This window comes from Protofrankia sp. Cas3 (genome assembly GCF_963555955.1).
Taxonomy (GTDB): Bacteria; Actinomycetota; Actinomycetes; order Frankiales; family Frankiaceae; genus Protofrankia.
The window spans coordinates 1-5,383 of the sequence record NZ_CAUVXP010000252.1 but is presented as its reverse complement, the minus strand read 5'-3'; the positions used below and the strand labels follow the sequence as shown (position 1 = coordinate 5,383).

Genomic DNA, 5,383 nt, shown 5'->3' with positions numbered 1-5,383 from the left:
TTCGCGGGCACCGGCATAATCCCCAGTCGACCGCAACGTGGCGGCGAGGTTCGCCGCCGCGGCCAACGTGTCCGGGTGATCCTCCCCAAGAATCTCACTCCACCGCCGATAGGTGCTCTGAGCAAGAGACAGACTGGTCGGGTAGTCACCCCGCGCGTTGAGATACCAGGCCAGACGCCAGACCAACCGGCGGCAGTCCTCCCCATCGCTCTCGACCATGCCGGTGACCAGGACATGCGGACGCAACGCCGCGTACCGCGGCCACCATCGCGGGTTAGCCGGCTCCCCAGGATCGCCAGCTGCTAGCAGACCGTGCACCACCTGCCGCATATTGTCCCGGTCCACAGCGGGGGTGTGGTCACGCAGAACAGCCTGCACCAACCGGTGCATCACCACGCCGCCAGCGACAACCCGGACCAAACCCAAAACGTTGATCTTCTGCACCAGTCGGTGGAACGCCAACAGGTCCACTGCCAGCACAGCCAACGACGCGGGCAGCAGACCGTGCTGTCCCGGGCCAATCAGATCATCCGGGATCGGTTCCGGTCCGAAAAATGCCCACAGCCGCAGCAACCCCACCGCGGCCGGGTCACCCAGCCCGTCCACCGCCACCGTCCAGGTCGCGGCGACCGGCACCGGATACCCGACCGGTGTCCCCTCACTCAAGATCTCCCGGGTACGCTCGGTGACCAGCTCACAGTAGGTCTCCACCCGCATCGGCGTCTGACCCAGCCAGGCCCCGGCCTGCTCCAACGCCAACGGAAGATCCCCGAGTAGCTCCGCGACCCGATCGGCCTCCCCGGCGGTCAACCGCGGTGCCCGACGCGTCAGCAACATTACCGAGTCCGCCCGGGGCAGCACGTCAACCTCGACCGTGCCCGCCACCCCTGCCCAGTCGGCATCCCGGGAGGTGACCAGCACATGCCCGCCACCTCCAGCCGCAGCCAGCAGACCATCCAGATCCGACGGCGCCCCGGCATTGTCAACAACCACCAGCCAACACGGCACCGCCTGCCGGCGAGCCAGCAGCCCAACCACCACAGCCGCGGACTCGGCGGCCTCCCCGACCACCGCCACCCCCAGCTCCTCAGCCAACCCAGCCAACCCGGCCACCACATCACCAGGCTGCTCCGCGCTCACCCACCACACCACGTCATAGTCACCGCGATGCCGATAGGCGTACTCCACCGCCAACTGGGTCTTACCGACCCCACCCAAGCCGTGTAACGCCTGCGGGAGCACCGTCGCCGCAGCCGACCCCGTCAACCGCTCCCGCAACCCGGCCAGCTCACCCTCACGGCCGGTGAAATTCGGGTTCCGCGGCCACAGCATGCCCCACACCGCCGGCACATCCCCGGGAAACCCCGGCTCCGCCCGACCCCCGACACCTACCCCACCCGGAAACCCCGGCTCCACCGCCGGCTTACCCCGTTCGCCGGTGACCGCCGCCAGCAGCCGCGCCCGCGCGGTGTCCCGATCCACCCCGAACAGATCCACCGACACGACCTGACCCAGCAGCCCCGGACGCGGGCACTCCTCGATCCGGAACACCAGCAGCTTCCGCACCCGACCCGACGGATCCGCCGCCCACGCCGCCTGCCACTCCGGCGCCGCGTACGCCGATTCCAGGTAGGCCGCCGACAGCACCGCGACCGTCCGGGCCGCATACTCGGTCGTCCGGTGCATCTCCTCGACGAAGTGCGACCCGGCACCGAAATCCCACGCCTGGATCACCACCCGATAGCCGGCGGCCTCCAACGTCCAGGCGATCCACTCCGCCCAGGCCCGGTCCACCCCGGTATACGACACGAAGAAATCCGGAACGGTAACCTCACTGCCCCCCACGGTCACCCGGCCAGCATGCCACTACCACCCAACACACCCGAAACCAACCGATCGACGGGCATCATCCGACACCAGCCCGGGTCACGAGGACAGCCAACGTGACAGCCCAGCCCACGGACGAGCACAGACCACGGTGAACGTCCACGGACGATCGCGAACAAACTACGGATCAACGGCCCTCGGCGTGCCATTCGCATGCCAGTAGCACCGGTCAGCATGTGGTCTGACCTGTGGTCTCTGGCGAGAGCTGGACTGCTGCTGACCTGGGCGGGAGTGCTTTGGACCAGGTCAGCAACGGTAACCGCACAGGTTTCCCAAGCTTGCAACGTACGGTGACGCTGTCGCCCAGTTGGGCTCTGGCATCGGGTCTGACAGCAACCGCTGACAGCAACGTGAGCGGACGTCGACGGACGACAACGAACGACGGAGGCCCGCCGCCTCAAGCTGACGAACATCGGCGGACCCCCACGAACATCACAAACGAGACTTTTAATCTGCGGGTTCAGGGTTCGAGCCCCTGGCGGCCCACCCAGATCGCCTGTGGCACAGGCACTTCTCGTCGTTGGGCCGGGCATCCGAGGCAGCAAACCCCACTTTTACCCCACGGTTTCGATACTTGTCAACATCTGTTGATGTTCCTCGATGGTGTGCGTCAGCGGGTCCGGGTTGGAGTGCTGGCACCGGTTTTGTGATCTCCGCCGCTCCTCGGGAGACCGGGGTTCCACCGCCCGACCCGGACCGAGGCACGGGTGAGGTGGCGCTCTGCCTACGCCCGGATTGTCCCGTCCCGGATGCTTGTGACGGTCTACGGGCCTAGGGTGGTGGTGACGGAGAGCCTCGACCCTGGACGGGACCGTGAGTCTGATCGCGTTGGTGCGCCCGGCCGCTTGTCCGCATTCCAGGGACCGGGACCGGCCGGGCGCGGTTTTCGCGCTCCCTCCCTACCGTCCCTCCTGCTCCCGCCTCGCCCGGTAGGACGTTGTGGCCTGGAAGGAGTCCGACGCCCGCATGGCGGCGTTCGACGTGCTCGCGCAGCTCGGTGTCGAGGCTCCGCCGGATCTGGCGCTTCTCCGGTTCGGGGAGAACGCGCTCTACGCGTATCGGGACCGGGGCCTCGTGCTCCGGGTGGCACGCCCGGACACCCGGGCCGAGCAGGTCGCGCGGACGGTGGACTTCGTGATGCGGATCGCCGCTCGAGGCATGGAGGTGGCCGAGCCCGCCGCCGTCCCCGGCGTCCGCCAGCCGGTCGTCACGTCAACGGGTGTCGTGACCCTGTGGGTCTACTACGAGACCGACACAGACTGCCGAGTGACACCGCGGGAACTCGGCGGGCTGCTCCGCCACTTTCACGATCTCGCCATCTCAGAGAAGGATCTTGTCGAGGCGTGGGAACCCTTCGCGCTCATCCGTGCCCGACTGGACGGCGCGCGCCGGGACGGCATCGACCAGGACCTGGTCGACCCGCTCGCGGCGCTGCTGGCGTCGCTGGAATCACGCGTTCCCGACCTGACATCCGAGCTGGGAATCGGAGTCATTCACGGCGACATGCACTACGGAAATGTCATGTGTCTTCCGGGGCGCAGGTTGCTCCTCATAGATTTCGATCAGATATGCCGTGGTCCGCTCGAGTGGGATCTCGTACCGAACCTGGTAACCTTTCGGCGCTTCGAAATGTCCGACGAGGACTACGAAGAATTCTCCTCCGCGTATGGGTATGATCTTCGCGTGTCGCCTCATGTCGGGACGTTCATCGCGCTGCGAGAGCTGGGGATGGTGACATGGCTGCTCCAGCAGTATGGGACGAGCGCGAGTCTTGATGAGGAGATCCGTTGTCGGATCGATTCCATCAATGAGCCTGGTGCGCGTGCGACCACGTGGAGAGCGCGTTGACTCTGCCGGTTCTGCCGTTCGATCCCACGGTGGAACGGTCGGTGCACAGGATCTCGACCGTCATCGCGACGACCGCTGAGACCGTCGACCTTTTACGGGCGGAAGGCCGGCCGCCGTCTGATTTTCTCCGGCTTGGGCGGCTGGAACCCTTTTATATTGCCGCGGTCCAGCAGCTTCCGCGCGTTCTGGCCTGTCGAGATATCGACGCGGATTCTCTGAAGTTCCGTCGGGGGGAATCCACGACGGCTACCGTGTGCAAAGCGCGACTGTGGTTATTTGACGTCCAGGCGGGGCCGGTCGTCGCCGTGTTTTCCGTGGATGTTGAATGTGCGCCGAAGGTACTCATCCCGTTCCTCGAAGACTGCTACTACGATCATGTGACCGTCGAGTCCTCTCCGTTGGAACGCTATGTGGCCGAGATGCTCGACGGGGCCGACGTCGAGATCGTGGCGAGCGTCGACGTGACAGCGCTCGGCCCGCAGCGGCACCAGATGGTGTTCACGTCCGCGACCCTGCCCGAGGACACGGTCCAACGGATCGTCTACCGGGCGGACCTCGACTGGAATCCCGTGTATTCGTCCATCCAGTTTCCCGCTGAACTCAACCGGCGACCCGCCAGCGGCGCGGCCGTGGGCGCCTACGTCTCAGTATTAACCGCTCAGCAGGACTATATCGAGAACTGTGCTCTCCTGTCCGCGGTGCAGATCGTCGCCGCGACCGGTAAGGTCCGCCAGATTCGGCTGGCCGCCTACGATGCGCTGTTACGCGTCCGTGACCTTTCCCGTGACCGTACCGCGCTGAGTACGGCGGAGCGCCGCGCGGAACTCGCCAGGATCAATGAGACGATGGCCGAACAGGAATTACAGCTAACCTTCGGGGTGGAGACGGCGTGCGAGATCGGCATTCTGATTCCCGCGCTACGGGTGGAGAACTTCCATCGTCAGCTCATCGAGTGTGCGGGGCTTACCGACAATGTGTCGACAGTGTCGGCGATGCTGACCCGTCTGGCATCGGTCCTGAGTGCCGAACAGGCGTCACAGGAATCAATCGACGCCCGAAAACAGGATCTTCGACGGCTCCGGTACGGCGTCGCGGTCGGCTTTCTGTCCGTCGTTGCCGTCCCGATCGGGATCATCCTGGGATTCTTCGGCGGTTCATACCGGGAAGTGGATGCTGGAAGGTCTATTTTCGACTGGCGGCACTACTATCCGATGTATCTCTCGGTCTTCGGCCTGGTGTTCTTCGCCGGTGCGGTGTTTCTGTTTCTCTTCTGGCGTGAGCGCCGAGAACTGGGCCGGGTGACCGGTACGGTGACTCCGTGACCTGGATGCCAAAGACACGTACCCGGTCGACACCTCGCACTATTCGTCGTCCACCTCGGGTGAGCTCACGCGTCGCAAGGTCTCTGCCGCCCTATCCCGAGACGAACTGAACCGGTCTGGAAACTCCTCGGCAAGCTGAGTGAAAATCTGCACCGCTTCGGTGGCGGGGGCGAGCGCCTCGGCGCGCCGGCCCACCCCCGACAGGAAAAGCGCCAGATTGTTCAGCGACATGGCGAGGTCGGGCAGGTAGGCGTCAGGGGCCACCTCGGCCAACCGCCGACGGATGTCGACGGCTTCGGTGGCGGGCGCGAGGGCCTCGGCGCGGC

General features: G+C 65.7%; 4 protein-coding genes. 2 read left to right on the top strand and 2 right to left on the bottom strand.

The features are described 5' to 3' along the window. Positions 1 to 1,851, bottom strand: a 1,851-nt coding sequence (fxsT, locus tag U9983_RS26500; protein WP_322756623.1) for an FxSxx-COOH system tetratricopeptide repeat protein, incomplete at its 3' end; no start/stop codon positions are given. Positions 1,852 to 2,853: 1,002 nt separating this feature from the next. Here fxsT and U9983_RS26495 point away from each other — a divergent pair. Together U9983_RS26495 and U9983_RS26490 are read left to right on the top strand one after the other, a co-directional pair. Further along, complete coding sequence (locus U9983_RS26495; RefSeq protein ID WP_322756622.1) at positions 2,854 to 3,735, top strand: phosphotransferase enzyme family protein; 882 nt, start codon at positions 2,854 to 2,856, stop codon at positions 3,733 to 3,735. Between the two features lie 314 nt (positions 3,736 to 4,049). Then, a complete protein-coding gene (locus U9983_RS26490; protein ID WP_322756621.1) occupies positions 4,050 to 5,057 on the top strand; it encodes a hypothetical protein in 1,008 nt (335 codons plus the stop codon). Between the two features lie 39 nt (positions 5,058 to 5,096). On the opposite strand, the gene U9983_RS26485 is transcribed toward U9983_RS26490, so the two are convergent. After that, on the bottom strand, positions 5,097 to 5,383 hold a 287-nt coding region (locus U9983_RS26485; RefSeq protein WP_322756620.1), incomplete at its 5' end, for a tetratricopeptide repeat protein.